Annotated in this window: 15 protein-coding genes; 3 read left to right on the forward strand and 12 right to left on the reverse strand. The window is 60.8% G+C overall.

Translation table 11 applies throughout. The features are described 5' to 3' along the window. The 12 genes from J1D76_RS10800 to glnE all read right to left on the reverse strand — a co-directional run bounded on the left by J1D76_RS10800 (position 1) and on the right by glnE (position 14,683). Positions 1-897, reverse strand: coding sequence for an antimicrobial resistance protein Mig-14 (locus J1D76_RS10800; protein ID WP_421138313.1), 897 nt, complete (start codon positions 895-897; stop codon positions 1-3). After that, positions 897-2,027: a glycosyltransferase gene (locus J1D76_RS10805; RefSeq protein ID WP_421138314.1), complete on the reverse strand. Its 1,131-nt coding sequence runs from the start codon at positions 2,025-2,027 to the stop codon at positions 897-899. The genes J1D76_RS10800 and J1D76_RS10805 overlap by 1 nt, the downstream gene beginning before the upstream one ends. After that, the gene (locus tag J1D76_RS10810; RefSeq protein ID WP_421138315.1) at positions 2,011-3,768 is read right to left on the reverse strand and encodes a carbamoyltransferase; all 1,758 of its coding nucleotides are present in this window, start codon (positions 3,766-3,768) and stop codon (positions 2,011-2,013) included. The genes J1D76_RS10805 and J1D76_RS10810 overlap by 17 nt, the downstream gene beginning before the upstream one ends. Before the next feature lie 163 nt (positions 3,769-3,931). Then, positions 3,932-4,267 carry a YceK/YidQ family lipoprotein gene (locus J1D76_RS10815; RefSeq protein ID WP_421138316.1) on the reverse strand — a complete coding sequence of 112 codons (336 nt, stop codon included), beginning with the start codon at positions 4,265-4,267 and terminating at the stop codon, positions 3,932-3,934. Between the two features lie 197 nt (positions 4,268-4,464). Next, positions 4,465-5,916: a lipopolysaccharide kinase InaA family protein gene (locus J1D76_RS10820; RefSeq protein WP_421138317.1), complete on the reverse strand. Its 1,452-nt coding sequence runs from the start codon at positions 5,914-5,916 to the stop codon at positions 4,465-4,467. Next, positions 5,916-6,668, reverse strand: coding sequence for a lipopolysaccharide kinase InaA family protein (locus J1D76_RS10825; protein WP_421138318.1), 753 nt, complete (start codon positions 6,666-6,668; stop codon positions 5,916-5,918). The genes J1D76_RS10820 and J1D76_RS10825 overlap by 1 nt, the downstream gene beginning before the upstream one ends. After that, the gene (locus tag J1D76_RS10830; RefSeq protein WP_421138319.1) at positions 6,665-7,399 is read right to left on the reverse strand and encodes a lipopolysaccharide kinase InaA family protein; all 735 of its coding nucleotides are present in this window, start codon (positions 7,397-7,399) and stop codon (positions 6,665-6,667) included. Before J1D76_RS10830 ends, J1D76_RS10825 begins: the two co-directional genes overlap by 4 nt. Beyond that, on the reverse strand, positions 7,399-8,205 hold the full coding sequence (rfaP, locus tag J1D76_RS10835; protein ID WP_421138320.1) for a lipopolysaccharide core heptose(I) kinase RfaP: 807 nt from the start codon (positions 8,203-8,205) through the stop codon (positions 7,399-7,401). The genes J1D76_RS10830 and rfaP overlap by 1 nt, the downstream gene beginning before the upstream one ends. Further along, positions 8,206-9,327, reverse strand: a complete 1,122-nt coding sequence (locus J1D76_RS10840) for a glycosyltransferase family 4 protein (protein WP_421138321.1) — start codon at positions 9,325-9,327, stop codon at positions 8,206-8,208. Next, positions 9,327-10,388: a lipopolysaccharide heptosyltransferase I gene (gene waaC / locus J1D76_RS10845; RefSeq protein WP_421138322.1), complete on the reverse strand. Its 1,062-nt coding sequence runs from the start codon at positions 10,386-10,388 to the stop codon at positions 9,327-9,329. Before waaC ends, J1D76_RS10840 begins: the two co-directional genes overlap by 1 nt. A 1-nt stretch (position 10,389) precedes the next feature. Beyond that, on the reverse strand, positions 10,390-11,424 hold the full coding sequence (gene waaF / locus J1D76_RS10850) for a lipopolysaccharide heptosyltransferase II (protein ID WP_421138323.1): 1,035 nt from the start codon (positions 11,422-11,424) through the stop codon (positions 10,390-10,392). A gap of 319 nt (positions 11,425-11,743) precedes the next feature. Next, the gene (gene glnE, locus J1D76_RS10855; RefSeq protein ID WP_421138324.1) at positions 11,744-14,683 is read right to left on the reverse strand and encodes a bifunctional [glutamate--ammonia ligase]-adenylyl-L-tyrosine phosphorylase/[glutamate--ammonia-ligase] adenylyltransferase; all 2,940 of its coding nucleotides are present in this window, start codon (positions 14,681-14,683) and stop codon (positions 11,744-11,746) included. Positions 14,684-15,067: 384 nt separating this feature from the next. Here glnE and aceE point away from each other — a divergent pair, with 384 nt between their 5' ends. The 3 genes from aceE (at position 15,068) to J1D76_RS10870 (ending at position 21,346) form a co-directional block, all read left to right on the forward strand. Next, the gene (gene aceE / locus J1D76_RS10860; RefSeq protein WP_421138325.1) at positions 15,068-17,713 is read left to right on the forward strand and encodes a pyruvate dehydrogenase (acetyl-transferring), homodimeric type; all 2,646 of its coding nucleotides are present in this window, start codon (positions 15,068-15,070) and stop codon (positions 17,711-17,713) included. Positions 17,714-17,724: 11 nt separating this feature from the next. Next, complete coding sequence (gene aceF / locus J1D76_RS10865) at positions 17,725-19,680, forward strand: dihydrolipoyllysine-residue acetyltransferase (protein ID WP_421138326.1); 1,956 nt, start codon at positions 17,725-17,727, stop codon at positions 19,678-19,680. Positions 19,681-19,951: 271 nt separating this feature from the next. Beyond that, positions 19,952-21,346, forward strand: a complete 1,395-nt coding sequence (locus tag J1D76_RS10870) for an alkaline phosphatase D family protein (RefSeq protein ID WP_421138327.1) — start codon at positions 19,952-19,954, stop codon at positions 21,344-21,346. Positions 21,347-21,407 lie beyond the last annotated feature (61 nt).

Below are 21,407 nucleotides of genomic sequence, written 5' to 3' on the forward strand. Positions count from 1 at the left end.
TCATACGGTGAAAACCGGCACAGGATTGCACCAGCGATCCTTGTATTCACGATCGGCGCGACCGAAGGAAAAGCGCAACGGTTTGCCCTGCGCCCGGGCATGCTCCCACGCGCTTTGCGTGTTGAGGAAACTCAGCACGCTGCCGGGGCTGAACTCGCGGGTTTCGGGATCGACGCCGCCATTGATGTACTCGACGCTGATCCATTGCGGGGTTTCGACGCGGTACACCAGTTGAATGGCTATCGGCGCATTGCCCAGGAAAATCACCGAGCCGATCAACAAGTCGCGCAGCAATTCGATCACGTCCGCCATGCGTTCGGCACCGGTCGCCGGGAAACCCCAGCGACGCTGGAACAGATCGCAATAAATCGCCGCGAGCTCTGCACTGGAAAACTCGGACACCGGCCGCACCACGCCACCGGCCTCTTCCAGCAGGCGCAATTCACGGCGCTGGTTGTAGCGGAATTTCTTCGACAATTCTTCGGGGGTACGGGCCATGGCCAGTTGTTCGGCCTGCAGCCTGATGCCGGCAAACCGGCCTTCGTTCAGCGCCGACAGGTAGCGGCCGCGATGGCGCAACGGCGCCTGGGTATCGTCGGCGGCGGGCAGAATGATCTCGGCGTTGCCCAGGTCGAACAGGCCTTTCTTGCCGCGACGCTTGAGCACGTCCTTGGACAAGGCCAGGTCGCGGCCCCAGGTCGCAATGGCGGCCTTTACTTCATCGCCCTGCATCCACGCCAGGTAACGCACAGGAATATCGGCCAGTTGCGCCAGCCGCTCGACCACCATGGGATGCGTTGCGACGCTGCCGCCATAACGCTGCCAGGTGTCGGCGTAAGTCGACGCGTCGACGACCGCCCAGCCACGCTCGCGCCAGCCTTGAAATCGGTTGAGCATCAGCCCCTCGGTGCCAGTTCGGTAACGTGCGGCAAATGCCAGAAAGTGTCGCGCACGGCGCGATCGGAGAAGCGCTCACGCAAGCGATCGAGCATCATCTCGGCACACTGGCGGCGTTGCTGCTCATCCATCGCGGCCAGATGGTGCAGCCCTTGCGCCAGATGCCTGGCATCGCCCAGCGGGAACAGGATGCCCACGCCTTCGACCACTTCCTTGGCGCCGCCGCAGGCGGTGGCCAGCAACGGCACACCGGCAGCCATGGCTTCGAGCAACACCATGCCGAACGGCTCGTTGTCGGAACTCAGGGCGAAAACGTCGAAGGCGCGGAAGTAATTGCGCGCATCCGGCACCTGGCCAAGGAACAGCACCCGGTCACCAATGCCCAGCTCGCGGGCCTGCGCCTTGAGTTCGTCCTCCAGCCGCCCCTTGCCGAGAATCACCAGTTGGCTGTTGGCCGGCAAGCCTGGCAACGCTTCGGCGAAACCGTCCAGCAGCGTGGCCTGGTCCTTGTCCGGATGCAGCCGCCCGACATTGCCGACGATCCACGCATCCGCCGCCAGACCGAGGGTTTCCCTGGCCTCTTGCGCCGACACCTGGGTCGCCTGCAACGCGTCCACGTCGATCCGGTTGTACAGGGTCTGGATTCGCGCAGTTGGCCACTTCGGCAGGCAACGGCGCATGTCGTCGCGCACGGCATCAGACACACCGAGCAGGCTCAGGCGCTTGCGGAAAATGTGCGCAAACAGTTTGCGGCTGCCGCGCTTGTAGTCTTCAAACCCGTGGTGCACGCCAATGACCGGCAACGACGTACCGAGCAAAGCGATATAGATGGGTTTGAAACGGTGGGCGATGCAGAAACTGAAATTGCGCGAGGCGGCGATCTTGCGCAGATCGGCGATGGCGCCCAGCTTCAGGCCACGAATGGCCTTGGAGCTGTATTCCATGAACAACACTTCATCGGAAGCGCAGCCCACGGCGACGTCGGCATCGGCAACCCCGGTGAGAAACACCGTGGTCACTCGATAACCGGTCCCCGCGAACAGGCTGGCGTACTGCCGTGCGCAGTCCAGGAACGGCCCGTCATAGCCGTGACAAAACTGCAGCACATGGCGTTCAGCCGAACGTGTCATAGGCGTTCGCGCCCTCTTTGACCACCAGAATGTCTTCCATGATCAGATACTGTAGATCCGATCCGAAGAACATGTTCAGCGCGTCGGTCGGCGAGCAGATCATTGGCTCGCCGCGACGGTTGAGCGAGGTGTTGAGCGACACGCCATTGCCGGTCAGTACTTCCAGCGCTTTCATCATGTCGTAGTAGCGCGGGTTGTATTCGCGCTTGAGCACCTGGGCGCGCGAGGTGCCGTCTTCGTGGACGACTTCCGGCACGCGGGTCTTCCATTCTTCCGCCACTTCAAAGGTGAACGTCATGAACGGCGCCGGGTGATCGATCTTGATCATCTGTGGCGCGACGGTGTCGAGCATCGACGGGCAGAAAGGCCTCCAGCGCTCGCGGAACTTGATCTGGTGGTTGATGCGGTCAGCCACGCCGGGAATGCTCGGGCAACCGATGATCGAACGACCGCCCAGTGCACGCGGACCGAACTCCATGCGGCCCTGGAACCAGGCCACCGGGTTGCCGTCGACCATGATCTTGGCGATCTGCTCCGGCATGTTGTCCAGCTTGCGCCAGGCGGGCTTGTTCTCATGACGGGCACAGGCCGCGATCACGTCTTCGTTGCTGTACGACGGGCCGAGGTAGACGTGTTCCATCTTCTCGACCGGCACGCCACGAGCATGGGACACATAGGCCGCGGCGCCCACCGCAGTGCCGGCGTCGCCGGATGCAGGCTGCACGAACAGCTCCTTGACGTCGTCGCGCGCGATGATTTTCTGGTTGAGCTTGACGTTCAACGCACAGCCACCGGCATAGGCCAGCTTGCCGGTTTCCTTGAGCACGTCGCCCAGGTAGTGGTCGATCATCTGCAACGAGATTTTTTCGAACAGCGCTTGAATGCTGGCGGCGTAGTGGATGTACGGCTCGTCGGCGATGTCGCCTTCGCGCTTCGGACCCAGCCACTCGATCAGCTTCGGCGAGAAGTAGTAACCCTTGCCCTTCTCTTTGTAGCGGCGCAGGCCGATGACGTTGGCGTAGTCGGTGTTGATCACCAGCTCGCCGTTTTCAAACGAGGCCAGACGCGAGAAATCGTACTTGCTGGCGTCGCCGTACGGCGCCATGCCCATGACCTTGAACTCACCGTCGAGCATGTCGAAACCGAGGAACTCGGTGATCGCGCCGTACAGTCCGCCGAGGGAGTCCGGATCGAAGAACTCCTTGATCTTGTGGATCTTGCCGTTTTCGCCATACCCGAAGAAGGTCGTGGCGTACTCGCCCTTGCCGTCGATGCCCAGGATCGCGGTTTTCTCTTTGAAACCGGAGCAGTGATAAGCGCTGGAGGCGTGGGCCAGGTGGTGTTCGACCGGTTCGATCTTGATCTTCTTCGGATCAAAACCCAGTTGCTCCAGGCACCAGACGATCTTGTTGCGATAGCGCTTGTAGCGACGGTTGCCCATCAGGATCGCGTCGAGTGCACGGTCCGGGGCGTACCAGTAACGCTTGGCGTACTGCCAGCGGGCCTTGCCGAACAGGCTGATCGGGGCGAATGGAATCGCTACAACGTCAACGTCGGACGGCTTGATGCCGGCCTGTTCCAGGCAGAATTTCGCCGATTCGTAGGGCATGCGGTTCTTTGCATGTTTATCGCGTACGAAGCGCTCTTCTTCTGCGGCCGCGACCAGCTTGCCGTCGATGTACAGGGCTGCGGAAGGATCATGGCTAAGGGCGCCGGACAGGCCAAGAATCGTCAATGCCACAGGGGTCTAGCCTCTTTAGTCTGCGTGCAGGCGCAAGCGCCTCAAAAATTAATGTGCCCTCGCAAGGGGCGAGAGACAGCTAAAGGGCGGGATTATAGCGTAAAAGCAGCGGCAAACCTCTAGCCGCAAGTGGCAAGCAATGGCGCAGGGGACCTCATGGGTCTTATCCGCGTGCCGGTCGCCAATAGATCCGGATGTTGCCATCCACGCTTTGCCGATAAATCGTGTACGGCAAGACCACCGTGTCCAGCGCGCCAGACAGGGCCAAGTCAACCAGGACCAGCGGCACAAGGATGCCGGTAGGGTCCGGCGGGGCATTCAATATGCAGAAGTCATAAGCCAGGCCGCTGTACACCCGCGCAATAGACTGGCAATAGGTCTTTTGCCTGCGTAGCCCCTGCGCGGCGTCGGCTTCATCTTGAAGCACGGTGGCGGCGGTCCCGCAGCCCATGAGGGAAATGCACAAGACACCCGATGAAACGGCCATTTTGATCGTCATAGCTTGCCCTCGGAGAACGTCAGGCAAGCTAGCATCGGAGTGACTGCGGCCACAGTTCATGGCTTCCGAAGATTGCGTAGGACGGTTCATAGGAACTTGTCGGTGGCAGTTATGGCCCCTTCGCGAGCAGGCTCGCTCCTACAGGGTTTTGTGTGCACCTTGATCCACTGTAGGAGCGAGCCTGCTCGCGAAAGGCTTCAGCCAGCGCTGGAAATATCCCTGGGTAAACGCTGATCGATCACCTGATACAGCGCGCTGCTTTCAGGCCAGTTGCGCATGAACCGTGCGCGATCCCTCGCATACGCCGGGGCGAAGCTGCCGAGGGAGCCGTGTTGGCACATCGAATCGAGGTCGATCAAGGCCCAGCGATCCTGCTGCCAGAACAGGTTGTGACCCTTGAAATCGCCATGGCTGATGCGCAGGCGAATCAACTCGGCAAACAGGTGCTCCAGCGCCAACAGTTCGGCTTGCGGCGCATCGCCACGCTCAACATAGGGCGCAAAACGCTCGATGATGTCTGGCCCCGGCAGATACTCGGTAATCAAGTAAGCCCGGCTGCGCAGCCACAAGAAGCGCTTTTCGAGCAATGCCAGCGGCGTGGGGGTGGCGATGCCGAGGAACGCCAGGCGATTGCCCTCGCGCCACGAATGCCAGGCCCGGCTCGGACGCCAGAAACGCTTGAGCCAGTGGGCAAACCCCTTGATGTTGTAGCGTTTGATCACCAGCGTGCGACCATCGACCTCGACCTTCCCAACACTCGCCGCACCGCCGGTCTTGTACAGGTGACCCTGATCGAGCAAGGCATCGGCCCGCTCCAGCACCGGCAGCATCGACGCTTCTTCTTCCCGTCGAATCGCCCGCAATCCGAAGGCCCCGCGCTGGACGCTGAACAGCGTGCACTCGCGACCGACCTTGTTCAGGAAGTCCTTGAGACGCCAGTGGCGGACCTTGTCGATCTGCTTCTGCAACGCTTCCATGGGCAAGGCGTGTTCGCCGTTGCTCAGGAGGTAATACACCAGCAACTCTTCAATGAACGGCTCAATCGACTTCGGCAGCTGGGCGAAAAATACCCCGAGGTTCTCCAGGACTTTCTGCCGCGACAGTGGCTGCCCCGGCGTTTCAGAGCAAATCCCGGCGCCATCGATCAGATACAGGCGACCGCGCTGGCGCAGCAGATTGTCCAGATGCAGGTCTTCCTGCCACAGGCCCTTGCGGTGCATCTGACCGATGGCGCCCAAGGCCTCGGCCAGTACCGCCCCTTGCCCATCGGACAGTACGGGTTGTTGCTCAACCTGCTTCCAGGTATCGCCCAGGCTTTCGGCGCTTTCCAGAAACTCGAACAGCAGCCAGCCACCCTCGCCTTCTTTCAGGCCATCGGCCAACAGCTGCGGCGTGGTCAATCCTTGAGCGGCCAGCAAGCGCACGCCATCCAGTTCACGCTGGAAATGCCGTGCAGCCTTGCTGCCGACCAGCAATTTGGCCAGCACCGGCCGTCCACGCCAGACGCCGGCACCGACATAACGCTGCCCGGGCAACACCCGCAACAGACTCAGCAGTTGCAGATCGGCGGGGCCGGCGGCATCGGCCAGCGAGACGTTCAGTGGCAAATTCGGCGTGCGGCCGGCAGATTTGAGTTCAGACAAACGCATCAGCGCGGCCCCTTCTGACTGCGTCGCGCCGTCAAACGCTGTAGCCAACTGTCGATCAGCGAGCTGCCCTGCGGTTGATCGAGGTAGGCAGCCAGCAACTCGCGCAGCGCAGAATCGCCCCACTCGGGTGCGCGACGGGTCAACGGCTCCAGGTCCTTGATCCGGTCACGCTGCCCGTACAACAGCGGGCGGGTCTTTTCCAGGTCGATCAACTGGGCCTGATAGCCGTTGCCGCTGGCACGCATGAAAATGTGCTTGGGGTAGAAGCAACCGTGCACCTGGCGTGCAGCGTGCAGTTGCCGCGCCAGTTCGCCACTGGCCTTGAGGATTTCCGAGTGCTGCTCAGGGCTCAGTTCGTTCCAGCGTTGCAACAGCGAGTCCAGGTCATCCCAACCGTCTAGGGCACGAGTCATCAGGATCGCGCGCACTTCGCCATCGACCTTGCGCTCGCCGTAGAACACCGCGTCCAGCGCCGGAATGCCCATCTTGCGGTAACGGGAAATGTTGCGAAATTCGCGGGCAAAACTCGGCTCGCCGAACGGTGCGCGCAAGGTGCGGGTCAGGTAATTGCTCTGGCGCTTGAGGTAGAAGCCATGCCCTTCCAGGTCCAGCCGAAACACGCTGCTCCAGCCGCCGCGACCGGTGTTGGGTTCGTCCACCGCGTCGAGCTGTTTGGCCCACAGGGCCTCGAACGTGCCGAGGCCATGGCGCTCAAGCAGCGCACGGTCTTCAGCGGCCAGGAAATCAGTCATTCGCGTCCCTCGAAAAATCTCACCACATGCCGGATACGTTGCTTGTCCGCGGCGTTGAGCCGGGTCCGGTTGCGGTATTGCAGGTAAAAGCGCAGGCGCTGGGTCGCCGACAGTTGATACTTGGCGACCTTGTCCAGGCACGCCAGATCCTTGGTGATGCGGTACTTGAGCCAGAAACCGCGCCAGAAATCGCCGTTGGGGCAATCGATCAAAAACAGCCGGGCCTGATCGTCGATCAGCAGGTTGCGCCACTTCAGATCGTTATGGGTGAAACGGTGGTCGTGCATAGTACGGGTGTACCGGGCCAACTGACGACTGACGCTATCGACCCAGGCGCGATCAGCCAGTTTCGGGTCGTTTCTTTCAGCCAGCGCCGACAAGTCTTCGGTGTGCGGCAGCTCGCGGGTAATCATCGCACCGCGATCGTAAGCCGCACCGCGCCGTTCCAAGCCCCAGGCCACCACTTCGGCCGTGGGAATACCCCACTTGGCGAAGCGCTTGAGGTTCTGCCATTCCATCTTTACCCGAGGCTTGCCGAGGTAACGGCGCAGGCCTTTACCAGCCCCCACGTAACGCTTGACGTAATAGTTCACGCCATTGCGCTGCACACGAATGACCTCGGACAGAGGGTCCTTGGTCAAGCGCTCGCCCTGAAGGGCAAAGACGGCCTCAAGGCTGCCGAAGTCTTCTGCCAGATCGCTGTAGGCCGGTTCCAGTTTCCAACCCGACATCAGAGCGCATCCCCGTATCGCTGTTTACGCTCGTAGAGCTTGTTGGCCTTGCCTTCGAGCCAGGCCAGCAAAGGCGCTTCTTCGCTGAGGATCTGTCGCAGCGGTTGCTGGAAATAACCCTTGAGGAATCGCAGCTTGTCACGGCGGGTCAGGCCGATGTCCAGCGCGGAAAAGTACAGCGCAGCCAGGTCCTTGTTACGCCAACGCGAAGTGATCGCCGGGCGGGTCTGGGCGCGGTGCAGATCGATCACCGAGAGCTTGAAGTCGTCGGCAGTCACCGGTTTGTCGGTGTGCAGCAGGAAATGGCAGATGTAGCAGTCGCGGTGGTTGACCCCGGCGCGGTGCATCATGCCGGTCATGCGGGCGACTTCGGCGATCAGCGCGCGCTTGAGCGCAGGCGGCGGCGGCTGCTTGATCCAGTTGATGCTGAAATCTTCGAGGCTGACCGTTGGTGCCAGCTCTTCGGTGACGATGAACGAGTGCTGGTCCGCCGGGTTGCTGCCCTTCTCGCCATACGCGACGGCGGTCATGGTCGGCACGCCGACTTCCTGCAAGCGCTGAATGGCCTGCCACTCCTGGCCGGCGCCCAGTACAGGCAACTTGGCCGTGAGCAGGTTCTTGAAGATTTCGCCCCAGCCGATACCCCGGTGGATTTTCACGAAAAACCCGTTGCCGTCGACTTCCGTGCGTAATGTCCGGCGCGCTTCCAGCTCGCGGTACACCTCGCCCTCAAGCCCCTCGACTTCGGCGAACGGGTCGCGTCCGGCCCAGAGGCTCTTGAACGGTTCAGCCAGCATCAACTTCATTTAAGCGTGCTCCGCCAGAATCACATCGGCCGCGTGCTGCGGCATGCTGTAGAGGTCGGCCGTTTCGGCGAAGGCCAGGCCATTGCGGCTCCAGGCCGCCCGCGCTTGAGCGTCGCTCAACATGCCGGTCAGGTATTGCGTCAGTTGCGCCTGGTCGAACGGCTCGTCGAGCACCCGGCCGGCATCGGCCTCGGCAATGTAATGGGCGTAACCGCACACCGCGCTCACCAGCACCGGCAAGCCGGCCACCAGTGCTTCTAGCAACACCGTCCCGGTGTTTTCGTTGTACGCCGGGTGGATCAACAGGTCGGCACCCAGCAGGAAGCGCGGGATATCGCTGCGCCCCTTGAGGAACGTGACGTTATCGCCCAGCCCCAATGTTGCACTCTGCACCTGGAATAACTTGGGGTCATCCTGGCCAATTACAAACAGCCGGGTGCGTTTTCTCAGCTCGGCGGGCAATGCCGCCAGCGCCTTGAGGCTGCGGTCCACGCCTTTGGTCTTGAACCCGGAGCCGATTTGTACCAGCAGCAGGTCGTCGTCCTTGAGGCCGAATTCGGCGCGAAAGCCTGCACGAATTTCGTCGGCATCGGCCGGCCGACGACGGTCCTGTGCAATGCCTGGCGGCAGCAGGTGGAAGCGTTCCAGCGGCGTGTCGTAATGCTTGATGAACAGCGGCTGCTGGACTTCGGAAATCATCAGCACTTCGGTCTTCGCATCCTTGGCGAACACGGCGCGCTCGTATTCGGCGAAGTGGCGATAGCGGCCCCAGCGGCGATACAGCGAGTTACGCAGGTTCTGCGCCTTGTCTTCGAAGCAACCGTCGGCGGCGTAGTAGACGTCCAGGCCCGGCATCTTGTTGAAACCGATCAGGCGGTCGACTGGACGCTTGGCCAGGTCCGCTTCCATCCACTCGCTGAGCTTTTCGTTGCGCCGATGGTTGAAGAACGCCTTGACCGGCGCCACCAGCACTTCAAAGCCCGGCGGGATGTCACCCTCCCAGATCAGCGTGTAGACGCGAATCTGGTGGCCGCGCTTCTGGCACTCAAGCGCAATGCGCATGAAATCGCGCTGCAAGCCGCCGAACGGAAAATACTTGTACAGGACAAATGCCAATTGCATCAGCGCAGCTCCTCAGCCATTAACAACGTGCTCAGTCGGCTGGCGACACGCTCGGGATTCAGGCGCGTGAAGCACAGGGGCCACTCGCGCTTCAGGTCAAACTGACGGGCATCGTCGGCCGTCGGTTGATAGGTACATTTCTTTTGCAGGCACGGCGCACACGGGAAATCGCTGGCCAGGTGAATCTGCACCTTGCCGTAGGCACCGGTCAGGCCCGGGTTGGTCGGGCCGAACAGCGACAGCGTCGGCACGTCCAGTGCGGCAGCCAGGTGGCCCAGGCCAGTGTCCACCGCCACACAGGCCTGCGCGCCGGCCAGCACCTTGCCGACACCGGCCAGGTTCAGTTTCGGCAGCACTTCGGCATGCTTGAAACCGGCGGCGATGCGCTCGGCGCGGGCCTTCTCCACGGCATTGCCCCAAGGCAGCTTCACCCCGACACCGAGGTAACCGACGCGCTCGGTCAGTTCGCGCCAATAGGCTTCGGGCCAGTGCTTGGTGTCCCACGTGGTGCCATGCAGGAACAGCACGTAAGGGTTCTTGCGCGGCAATTCCACCAGGCGCTCGACACTCAGGCCGTAATCGCCCAGGCCTTTGGGCAAGTCATAGCCCAGAGCGATGGCGAACAGTTGGCGCACACGCTCAACCGCATGCTGACCACGGGCAACGGCCAGCCGGCGATCGTAAAAGCGTGCAGCGATGGGTTCGCGCGCCGAGCTTTTATCGAGGCCGGCCACCGGCGCCTTGACGTAACGGGTCAGCCAGGCGCTTTTCAGCAGGCCCTGGGCATCGATCACCAAGTCGTATTTCGTGGCGCGCACGCTTTGCTTGAAGTGCTTCCACTCGCCGCGCTTGATGGTCTGCCAGATGTTTTTGCGCCAGCGACGGATCGCCACCGGAATCACCTTGCCCACCGCTGGATGCCAAGTCGGAATTTCGGCAAAGCCCTCTTCCACCACCCAGTCGAACTTGATGCCGGGAATCGCCCGCGCCGCGTCGGTCAACGCGGGCAACGCATGAATGACGTCGCCCAGCGATGAAGTCTTGATCAACAGAACCCGCAAACTATTGGACCTCGACCGGAGTGCCCTGCAACCGCTGCAAAGCTTCGTTCACCGCTTGCGGCATGAGCTGGCGCAGGCAGTTGTAATGACCGAAGCGGCAGGTGCGATCGAAGCAGGGGCTGCACTCGATGCCCAGGCGGACGATTTCCACGTGCTCGGCCAACGGTGGCGTGAAGCCTGGCGACGTCGAACCGTAGACCGCCACCAACGGGCGGTTCAGCGCCGCGGCGACGTGCATCAGGCCGGAGTCGTTGGACACCACTGAATCGGCGCAAGACATCAGGTCAATGGCTTCGGCCAGCGAGGTGCCGCCACTGAGGTTGACCGACTCCTCACGCAAGCCGGGAATCAGGCGTGCGCGGATGTCTTCGCCCACGGCGTGATCGTTTTTCGAACCGAATAACCAGACCTGCCAACCGTCGCGAATCTTCGCTTCGGCGACCTTCGCGTAATGCTCCGAAGGCCAGCGCTTGGCTTCGCCAAATTCGGCGCCAGGGCATAGGACCAGCACCGGGCGGTCGAGGGTCAGGCCGAACTTGGCCAGTGCCGCTTCGCGGGTCACTGGGTCGATCTGCAAGGTCGGGCGCGGGTAAGGCTGTGGCAACTCGACACCCGGCTCGAAGGCCAGGGCCATGAAGCGCTCGATCATCAGCGGGTAACGGTCTTTGTCCAGCGTGCGCACGTCGTTGAGCAAGCCATAGCGGAACTCACCGCGCCAGCCGGTGCGCTTGGGGATACCGGCAAAAAACGGCACCAGTGCCGACTTCAGGGAATTGGGCAGCAGGATCGCCTGGTCGTACTGGCCGGCCAGGGATTTGCCGATGCGCCGACGCGTTGCCAACTCCAGCACGCCGTGACCGAGCGGGAAGCTCAAGGCCTGGCGAACTTCGGGCATGCGCTCAAGAATCGGCCGGCTCCACTCGGGGGCCAGCACGTCGATTTCGCATTGCGGGTGGCGTTGTTTCAGACACTGGAAAAGTGTCTGCGCCATCACCATGTCACCGACCCAACTGGGCCCAACGATCAGAATTTTCATGTGGTTTCCATAAACGAACCGGGGAGGCCTACGCCTCCCCGCCTCGAAAATTTCTGTGGGAGCATGGCAGCTTGCGATGGGTCATCACCTTCAACATTGCTGTCGACTGTCACTGCGCTATCGCGAGCAGGCTCGCTCCCACATGGGTATTGGGTGTAACTCGATCTGCGTAACACCGCAGATCTACTCCTGTAGGAGCGAGCTTGCTCGCGAAGCATCCGAGAACGCCGCGGGGCGCCAGGCTCGCCGCGTTATCGTTAACGACCATCGCGAGCAAGCTCGCTCCTACAAGGGATATCGGCGTATCAAATATCCCGTTTCAGCTTAACCCCAGCTCACGCCAAATCCGCATGACCTGGCGCCGTTCGTCCGAGAACTGGTCGCCCGGTATGACCCCAGGGTCCTTCTGCAAGGCCTGCCGGTGGGCGGCGGAGCGATAAGCCTTATACGCTTCACGCAACAGGCTGGCATCTTCGACGGGCATCAGACCTTCATGCTCCAGCTCTTCCAGAATGCGGATATTATCCGTCCAGCGCAGCAGTGGCGGATGTGTTTCGGACCACGCCAGGGCCGCGTATTGCACCATAAATTCAATATCGACGATACCTCCGGCGTCCTGCTTGATATCGAACGGCGCCGTGGCTTCGAAGGCATTTGCCCCGGTGCCGGCCGCCGTGCTCTTGCTGCCGAGGTTATCGCGCATCTTGGCGCGCATCTCGCTGACCTCCTGGCGCAAGGTCGGAAGATCACGCGCCTTGCCCAGGATCGCGGCGCGGACTTTCTCGAAGGCCTGGCCAACATCCTGGCTGCCCACCAGCACCCGCGCGCGCACCAGTGCCTGGTGCTCCCAAGTCCAGGCTTCGTTCTCCTGATAACGGGCAAACGCCCCCAGGGAGCTCACCAGCAAACCCGACGCACCGGACGGTCGCAGACGCATGTCCACTTCATATAGCTGACCGGAGTTGGTCTGCGCAGTCAGCAAGTGAATGATCCGCTGCCCCAGCCGGGTGAAAAATTGCGCGCCATCGATGGGCTTTGGTCCGTCGGTTTCCGCCTGCGGATCACCGTCGTGGATGAACACCAGGTCCAGGTCCGAACCATGCCCGAGTTCCAGGCCGCCGACTTTCCCGTAACCGACAATGATGAAGCCGGGGTCGCACAACGACCCGTCCGTGCGCAACGGCGTACCGTACTTGGCCACGGTTTGGCGCCAGGCCAGCGCCAGCACTTGTTCAAGAATCGCTTCGGCAAGCCAGGTCAGGTAATCGCTGACTTTCATCAGCGGCAGGCTGCCGGCGATTTCCGAGGCGGCCACGCGCAAGCGGTGCGCCAGCTTGAAATGACGCAGGGCTTCCATCTGTTGTTCGAGGTCGTCTTCGGGAATTCGCGTCAGGCGTTCGCGCAATTCAGCGGCAAGCTCCGGCGCCAATGGTGGCTTGAACAGCCGGCCTTCATTGAGCAATTCGTCGAGCAGCAGCGGGAAGCGGGTGATTTGTTCAGCGATCCACGGACTCGCCGCGCACAGCGTCAGCAAACGTCGCAAGGCGCCGGGGTTCTCAGTCAGCAGCACTAGATAAGCGGAGCGACGGGCCACAGCTTCCACCAATGGCAGCACCCGTTCCAGCACCAGGTCCGGATTGTCATGTTCCACGGCCTGCGCCAGCAATCGGGGGATAAAGGCATCGAGACGCTCGCGGCCCAGACGCTGCATCGCCCGCAATTGTGGGCTGCTGCGCAAGCTGGCCAAGGTTTTCAAGGCGTTTGGCGCATCCTTGAAACCACCCTCTTCCAATTGACGGCAAGCGGCCTCATCGTCCTGAGCCTCTTCCCACAGCGGCAACCATTCACCGCCGACCACCACTTCGCTTTCACCCCCCTCCTCTTCATCGGGATCGGCGATGACCTGCGCAAAGTGCCAAGCCACACGGCCACGCCAAAACATCAATTTTTCGTGGAAAGCGTCCCAGTCAGCAAAGCCGAGCATAAACGCGATGCGCGCCTGATCCTGCGCACCGTCCGGCAGCATTTGCGTCTGGCGGTCGGCAATCGCCTGGATCGCATGTTCGGTGTAACGCAGGAATTCGTAACCTTCGCGCAGCTCGCTGATCACCGCCGGCGGCAGGTAACCCTGACCTTCGAGCGTGCTCAGTACCTTTAATAGAGGACGTTGCTGCAAGCTCAGGTCGCGGCCGCCGTGAATAAGCTGGAACGCCTGGGCAATGAACTCGACTTCACGAATGCCGCCGGAGCCGAGCTTGATGTTGTCGGCCATGCCCTTGCGCCGCACTTCCTGCTGGATCAACTGCTTCATGGTGCGCAGCGCTTCGATGGCCGAAAAGTCCAGGTAACGCCGGTAAACGAAAGGCCGCAGCATCTCTTGCAGTTGCGCGCCGGCCACCTGGTCGCCGGCCACCACCCGCGACTTGATCATCGCGTAGCGTTCCCAGTCGCGGCCCTGGTCCTGGTAGTACTGCTCCAGCGCGTTGAAGCTCAGCACCAGCGCGCCCGCCGAACCGTAGGGGCGCAAGCGCATGTCGACGCGGAATACAAAGCCGTCGACGGTCATCGGGTCCAGCGCCTTGATCAGCCGCTGACCCAGGCGAATGAAGAACTCCTGGTTATCCAGCGGGCGTTTCACGCCGACGGTTTCGCCGCCCTCGGGGTAGGCAAAGATCAGGTCGATGTCCGAGGACAGGTTCAACTCCACCGCCCCCAGCTTGCCCATGCCGAGGACAACCATCTGCTGCGGTTCGCCGCTGCGGCGCCCGGTCGGCACGCCGAACTGCTGGCAATGGCGCACATACAACCATTGATAAGCCTGATCGATACTGGCATCGGCCATGTCCGACAGATCGCGGCAGGTCTGGATCAGATCGGCCTGGCGGGTCAGGTCGCGCCAGATGATCCGCACCTGATGGCGTGCGCGCTGGCGGCGCAGGGCTCGGCCCAGTTGGTCGTCGGTCTCGGCCACGCTCACGGCGCTCGCAATCTGTGCGCACAACTCGCCCGGCGCAAAGCGGCGGTCCAGTTCGCCGGATTGGACCAGCTCCAGCAACATCAAAGGGTCACGAACACTCTGTTCAATCACGAAATCGCTGGCGGCGGTGACACGGGCGAATTGCGCCCAGCGTTCCGGTGTCCAGGTGGTCAACCCACCGTCATCGTCCAGGGTGTCGACAGCCGCCCGGAACGACTGCTCGGCGCGGGTGACAAACGGCAGGAGAATGGCGGGCAGCTCGGCAATCGGCGGGAGGCTCATGGTCTATCCTTGATCGGCGTGTATCGGGCTGCATGTAGTGGTTTTCGAAAACCCACTACCTGACGGAGTGTCGAACAAAAGTTAGAAATAGCTGAAATTTCTCTAATCTTGGCAGCCAGCATCAAGCTTTTACCTTTTGTAGTTGCAAAAAGACCAACCTTAACGATTATTCTCACAACGCAGCCGGAGGCCACAAGCCGCTCATCTGTAGTTTTACTACTCGTATATACATTAGGCAGGCTGAAATGCCGGAAGATTTGTAGTAAAACTACACGCCGCCGGAACAACCTGTCGGCAATCCAAGAATTCATAAACGTCTGCCCACAAGGCCAGTCGCTAACTCAGGCAACCGATTCTGGTAGCCTTTCCGCCCTGGAGCAAGCCATGCAAGACCTCGATCCCGTCGAAACCCAGGAATGGCTGGACGCCCTGGAATCGGTTCTCGACAAAGAAGGCGAAGACCGTGCTCACTATCTGATGACCCGTATGGGTGAACTCGCGACCCGCAGCGGTTCGCAGTTGCCTTACGCCATCACCACGCCTTACCGCAACACCATCCCGGTAACCCACGAAGCACGCATGCCTGGCGACCTGTTCATGGAACGCCGCATTCGCTCGCTGGTACGCTGGAACGCGATGGCCATGGTAATGCGTACGAACCTGAAAGATTCTGACCTGGGCGGTCACATCTCCAGCTTCGCTTCCAGTGCGACCCTGTACGACATCGGCTTCAACTACTTCTTCCAGGCCCCGACCGACGAACACGGCGGCGACCTGATCTACTTCCAGGGCCACACCTCGCCAGGCGTCTACGCCCGTGCATTCATGGAAGGCCGCATCACCGAAGACCAGATGAACAACTTCCGCCAGGAAGTCGACGGTCAGGGCCTGTCGTCCTACCCGCACCCTTGGCTGATGCCTGACTTTTGGCAGTTCCCGACCGTATCGATGGGTCTGGGCCCGATCCAGGCGATCTACCAGGCACGCTTCATGAAGTACCTGGAACACCGCGGTTTCATCCAGCCAGGCAAACAGAAAGTCTGGTGCTTCCTCGGCGACGGCGAGTGCGACGAGCCGGAATCCCTGGGCGCGATCTCCCTGGCCGGCCGCGAGAAGCTGGACAACCTGATCTTCGTCATCAACTGCAACCTGCAGCGCCTCGACGGCCCGGTTCGCGGCAACGGCAAGATCATCCAGGAACTCGAAGGCGTGTTCCGCGGTGCCCAGTGGAACGTGACCAAAGTCATCTGGGGCCGTTTCTGGGACCCACTGCTGGCCAAGGACGTCGACGGCATCCTGCAACGTCGCATGGACGAAGTCATCGACGGCGAGTACCAGAACTACAAAGCCAAAGACGGCGCGTTTGTGCGTGAGCACTTCTTCAACACGCCAGAACTCAAGGCGATGGTTGCCGATCTGTCCGACGACGAGATCTGGAAGCTCAACCGTGGTGGCCACGACCCGTACAAGGTCTATGCGGCGTACCACGAAGCGGTCAACCACAAAGAACAACCGACCGTCATCCTGGCCAAGACCATCAAGGGTTATGGCACCGGTGCGGGCGAAGCGAAAAACACCGCGCACAACACCAAGAAAGTCGACGTCGACAGCCTGAAGTTGTTCCGCGATCGTTTCGACATCCCGGTCAAGGACGAAGAGCTGGAGAACCTGCCGTTCTTCAAGCCTGAGCCGAACAGCGCCGAAGCCCGTTACCTGGCCGAGCGCCGCAACGCGCTGGGCGGTTTCGTGCCACAGCGTCGCGCCCAAAGCTTCAACATCCCGACCCCGCCACTGGACACGCTCAAAGCGATCCTCGACGGTTCGGGCGACCGTGAAATTTCCACCACCATGGCGTTCGTGCGGATCCTCGCGCAACTGGTCAAGGACAAGGAAATCGGTCCGCGCATCGTGCCGATCATCCCGGACGAAGCCCGTACCTTCGGTATGGAAGGCATGTTCCGCCAGCTGGGCATCTACTCCTCCGTCGGCCAGCTCTACGAGCCAGTCGATAAAGACCAGGTGATGTTCTACAAGGAAGACCAGAAAGGTCAGATCCTTGAAGAAGGCATCAACGAAGCAGGCGCCATGAGCTCCTTCATCGCGGCCGGTACTTCGTACTCCAGCCACAACCAGCCAATGCTGCCGTTCTACATCTTCTACTCGATGTTCGGCTTCCAGCGTATTGGCGACCTGGCCTGGGCCGCTGGCGACAGCCGCACCCGTGGCTTCCTGATTGGCGGCACCGCCGGCCGTACCACCCTGAACGGTGAAGGCCTGCAACACGAAGACGGTCACAGCCACCTGCTGGCCGCGACCATCCCGAACTGCCGCACCTACGATCCAACCTATGGCTACGAGCTGGCGGTGATCATTCAGGACGGCATGAAGAAGATGACCGAAGAGCAGCAGGACGTCTTCTACTACATCACCGTCATGAACGAGTCCTACCAGCAGCCAGCCATGCCGGCCGGTGCCGAAGAAGGCATCAAGAAAGGCATGTACCTGCTCGAAGAAGACAACCGCGAAGCGGCGCACCACGTTCAGCTGATGGGCTCCGGCACCATCCTGCGTGAAGTCCGTGAAGCGGCGAAGATCCTGCGTGAAGAGTTCAACGTCGGCGCCGACGTGTGGAGCGTTACCAGCTTCAACGAACTGCGTCGCGACGGCCTGGCCGTTGAGCGCACCAACCGTCTGCACCCGGGCCAGAAGCCTAAGCTGAGCTACGTCGAAGAGTGCCTGAACGGCCGTAAAGGTCCGGTCATTGCCTCCACCGACTACATGAAGCTGTTCGCCGAACAGATCCGTCAGTGGGTACCGTCCAAGGAATTCAAAGTCCTGGGCACCGACGGTTTCGGTCGCAGCGACAGCCGCAAGAAACTGCGTCATTTCTTCGAAGTCGACCGTCATTTCGTGGTGTTGGCAGCCCTGGAAGCCCTGGCTGACCGTGGCGACATCGAACCTAAGGTCGTGGCTGAAGCCATCGCCAAGTTCGGTATCAACCCGGAAAAACGCAACCCACTGGACTGCTGAGGAGAGATTCTGTGAGCGAACTCATTCGCGTACCTGACATCGGCAGCGGTGAAGGTGAAGTAATTGAACTGTTTGTGAAGGTCGGTGACCGCATCGAAGCCGACCAGAGCATCCTGACACTTGAGTCGGACAAGGCGAGCATGGAAGTGCCTGCGCCAAAGGCCGGCATCATCAAGAGCCTGAAAGTGAAGCTGGGCGATCGCCTGAAAGAAGGCGACGAACTGCTGGAGCTGGAAGTCGAAGGTGGCGCGCAAGCGGCCCCTGCGGCTGCCGCTGCGCCAACCGCCAAGGCTGAGGCCAAACCGGCTGCGGCGCCTGCTGCCGCCGCGCCTGCCGCTGCCCCGGCTGCCGCTTCGGTTCAGCAAGTGCACGTGCCGGACATCGGTTCGTCGGGCAAGGCCCAGATCATCGAGATCCAGGTCAAGGTCGGCGACACCGTCGAGGCTGATCAGTCGCTGATTACCCTGGAATCCGACAAGGCGAGCATGGAAATCCCGTCGCCTGCCGCTGGCGTGGTCAAGGCCATCAGCGTCAAGCTCAACGACGAAGTCGGCACTGGCGACCTGATCCTGGACCTGGAAGTGGCAGGCGCTGCGGCGCCGGCTGCTGCTCCGGCCCAAGCGACTGCACCTGCTGCTGCCGTGGCGCCTGCTCCAGCAGCAGCGCCGTCTGCACCGGTTGCCGACAGCGTTCAGGACATCCACGTGCCGGACATCGGTTCGTCGGGCAAGGCCAAGATCATCGAAGTCCTGGTCAAGGCTGGCGACACCGTTGCCGCCGACCAGTCGCTGATCACCCTGGAATCCGACAAGGCGAGCATGGAGATTCCATCGCCTGCCGCTGGCGTGGTGGAAAGCGTTTCCATCAAGCTCGATGACGAAGTCGGTACTGGCGACCTGATCCTGAAGTTGAAGGTCAAAGGCGCTGCCCCGGCCGCTGCTCCGGCGCCTGCCGCTGCCGCACCGAGCGCTCCGGCTCCAGCCGCCACCGCTCCTGCCGCCGCACCTGCTGCTGCCGTTCCGGTTGCTGCACCTGCCAAGCCAGGCGCGAAAGTTCACGCCGGCCCGGCCGTGCGTCAACTGGCTCGCGAGTTCGGCGTCGAGCTGAGCGCTGTCGGCGCCAGCGGCCCGCACGGTCGCATCCTGAAAGAAGACGTACAGGTTTACGTCAAGGCCATGATGCAGAAGGCCAAGGAAGCACCGGCCGCTGCTGCTGGCGCAACCGGTGGCGCGGGCATCCCGCCGATTCCGGTCGTGGACTTCAGCCGCTTCGGTGAAATCGAAGAAGTGCCGATGACCCGCCTGATGCAGGTCGGCGCCGCCAACCTGCACCGCAGCTGGCTGAACGTGCCCCACGTGACGCAATTCGATTCGGCGGATATCACCGAACTCGAAGCGTTCCGCGTTGCCCAGAAAGCCGTTGCAGAGAAGGCTGGCGTCAAGCTGACCGTCCTGCCGTTGCTGCTCAAGTCCTGCGCACACCTGCTCAAGGAACTGCCGGACTTCAACAGCTCGCTGGCGCCAAGCGGCAAAGCGATCATCCGCAAGAAATACGTGAACATCGGCTTCGCGGTCGACACTCCAGAAGGCCTGCTGGTACCGGTCATCAAGAACGTCGACCAGAAGAGCCTGCTGCAACTGGCTGCCGAAGCCGCTTCCCTGGCGGAAAAAGCCCGGACCAAGAAGCTTTCGTCGGACGAGATGCAAGGCGCCTGCTTCACCATTTCCAGCCTCGGCCACATTGGCGGCACCGGCTTCACGCCGATCGTCAACGCGCCGGAAGTGGCGATCCTCGGTGTTTCCAAGGCAACCATCCAGCCAGTCTGGGACGGCAAAGCCTTCCAGCCGAAGCTGATGCTGCCACTGTCGCTGTCCTACGATCACCGCGTGATCAATGGTGCCGCGGCTGCACGCTTCACCAAACGCCTGAGCGACCTGTTGGGCGACATCCGCACCATGCTCCTGTAATACCGGCCGGCCCTGCTTCCGCAGGGCCGGTTGCGTTCCACGTTTCCGAGCCACGCTCGTACCTCAACCCCGCCAATTTGGCGGGGCTTTTTTTGCCCGACGCTTTAATCGAAGTAACGCCTTCCTACACTTGTGGCTGATATCGCCCACAACTCTCATCCATTTCTGCCCGGTATTTTTTCAGGCCCAATAACTAGTCTTGAATAGACGGTTATTCACTACAGCCGAAAAATTACTTATTTAATTCGCAAACGGCCGAATGGATTCAATTATGTTTAAACCTACTGTTGGCCCAATTGTCGGCCACACCACCACTCATCACGCGCGAATCTTCTTGCGCGGTGAATACAAAGAAAATGCTTGGGTATTTGCCGGTATCCGCTATCGACGACAAGGCGAAGAACACTGGTCAGAAGCTAGCTTTCGCCTGCTCAATACCGAAAACGATATGTGCGAAGTGTTTGTAGTCAACAATCTTGATGCCGACTCCGACTATGAATACCAGGCAGGCTGGTTCAGCCCGATGAGCCCGGCGCACACCGTCGATACCGTGCAAGAGTTGCCGCTGCAATGGCCACGACAGATTTATCAGTTGCGTACCCGTTCCAGCCACGCCAGTCAGCCCCGGTCCTTTGTTGTCGGTTCCTGTCGGTATCTGCGCCTGACCGCTGGCATCGCCTCGGTGCCTCATCTGGGTGACAAGATATTCGCCTCAATCTCACGTTTGGCGGAACAAGCCTCCCCACCGATCAGTGCTTTGTTGATGACCGGCGATCAAGTCTATGTCGATGACTTGAACTTCATCGCACCCGATCGGGAACTTAAAGAAATCCTGCATAAATACCGTACGGCGTTTTCGCAACCGCATATCGCAAAGTTAATGTCCAGCCTAGCAACTTATATGACGCTTGATGACCATGAAATCGAGGACAACTGGCCAGCCAACAAGAGCAAATCCGGCGATTACTTATATGCCAACGCCATGAAGGCCTATGAGATATATCAAGCCAGTCATAGTCCGATCCACGCACTGTCCACTGATGGGCAAATCATTAAGCACTCAGACAAATACTGGTATCAATTCAGCGACGGCGATATCGAATGGTTTGTCACTGACAGTCGCACCCGGCGCAATCTCTCAGCCAGCGACCGGCGCATTCTCGATATAGCCCAGGAGCAAACCTTGTGCGACTGGCTGATCCACAGCCCGGCCCGGGTCAAATTCGTGGTCACCAGTGTCATGTTCTACCCTGACCGCAAACGCCTGGGTGATGACGCCTGGCAAGCCTTCCCGGAACAACGGCTACGGTTGCTGGAGACTATTCGTACACGTCGTATCAAAAATGTCGTATTCATCTCCGGCGATATTCATGGCTCGTTGACCAGCCGCCTGAGCCACAGCGAAGACCCGGACTTCGAGGTGCACACCATCGTGTCCTCTCCCCTGTGCAACAGCAAAATGTTGCCTTACGCGAGGGCCTCCACCTTCATCCTCGATCAACCACTGGCCCGAACTGCCGCTGGCGACTATCGGCATGAACTGACCAGTCCCGTGATCAGCCAGGATAACTTCGCGCACGTGGTGGTCGATGCCGAACACATCCAGGTGAATTATCACGATCGGGACGGCAAGCCGTTGCAGTCCATCGGCATCCGCCTGCGCTGAAGCGAAATAAGATCGCAGCCTTGGGTAAAACTGCGATCTTTTCGGCCAATAGCATTACTTT

This window comes from Pseudomonas sp. NFX15 (genome assembly GCF_049132105.1).
Lineage (GTDB): Bacteria > Pseudomonadota > Gammaproteobacteria > Pseudomonadales > Pseudomonadaceae > Aquipseudomonas.

Coding starts and splice junctions, on each gene's coding strand:
- J1D76_RS10840 (WP_421138321.1), bottom strand. CDS start 9,327: ATGCAATTGGCATTTGTCCTGTACAAGTATTTTCCGTTCGGCGGCTTG.
- J1D76_RS10830 (WP_421138319.1), bottom strand. CDS start 7,399: ATGTCGGGTTGGAAACTGGAACCGGCCTACAGCGATCTGGCAGAAGAC.
- J1D76_RS10800 (WP_421138313.1), bottom strand. CDS start 897: ATGCTCAACCGATTTCAAGGCTGGCGCGAGCGTGGCTGGGCGGTCGTC.
- waaF (WP_421138323.1), bottom strand. CDS start 11,424: ATGAAAATTCTGATCGTTGGGCCCAGTTGGGTCGGTGACATGGTGATG.
- J1D76_RS10820 (WP_421138317.1), bottom strand. CDS start 5,916: ATGCGTTTGTCTGAACTCAAATCTGCCGGCCGCACGCCGAATTTGCCA.
- J1D76_RS10870 (WP_421138327.1), top strand. CDS start 19,952: ATGTTTAAACCTACTGTTGGCCCAATTGTCGGCCACACCACCACTCAT.
- J1D76_RS10825 (WP_421138318.1), bottom strand. CDS start 6,668: ATGACTGATTTCCTGGCCGCTGAAGACCGTGCGCTGCTTGAGCGCCAT.
- glnE (WP_421138324.1), bottom strand. CDS start 14,683: ATGAGCCTCCCGCCGATTGCCGAGCTGCCCGCCATTCTCCTGCCGTTT.
- aceE (WP_421138325.1), top strand. CDS start 15,068: ATGCAAGACCTCGATCCCGTCGAAACCCAGGAATGGCTGGACGCCCTG.
- rfaP (WP_421138320.1), bottom strand. CDS start 8,205: ATGAAGTTGATGCTGGCTGAACCGTTCAAGAGCCTCTGGGCCGGACGC.
- J1D76_RS10815 (WP_421138316.1), bottom strand. CDS start 4,267: ATGACGATCAAAATGGCCGTTTCATCGGGTGTCTTGTGCATTTCCCTC.
- J1D76_RS10805 (WP_421138314.1), bottom strand. CDS start 2,027: ATGACACGTTCGGCTGAACGCCATGTGCTGCAGTTTTGTCACGGCTAT.